General features: G+C 48.3%; 1 protein-coding gene. It reads right to left on the bottom strand.

The window, feature by feature from the left end; translation table 11 throughout:
• Positions 1–317: dihydroxy-acid dehydratase (locus ACG9ZB_RS16865; RefSeq protein ID WP_419326811.1), on the bottom strand; the 317-nt coding region annotated here is incomplete at both ends.

The raw sequence follows: 317 nt of genomic DNA on the forward strand, positions 1-317 counted from the left end.
GCCCGGAAGCGATAGTCCCAAAGCTTCGGTTAAACAGTTCAGTGAGTTTGCAGTAAACATGCCTGAACATGAACCACAGGTTGGACAAGCTGAACGTTCGTATTCAGCCACTTCTTCATCAGTGAATCTGTCATCTGCTGCGACAATCATGGCATCGACAAGATCAATTGCGTGCTCATTACCACGGATTTTCACTTTACCCGCTTCCATCGGCCCACCAGAGACGAACACCACAGGTATGTTCAGACGCATAGACGCCATCAACATGCCCGGGGTAATTTTGTCACAGTTTGAAATACAGACCATCGCATCAGCAC

This window comes from Acinetobacter johnsonii, from assembly GCF_048551975.1.
Taxonomy (GTDB): Bacteria; Pseudomonadota; Gammaproteobacteria; order Pseudomonadales; family Moraxellaceae; genus Acinetobacter; species Acinetobacter johnsonii_A.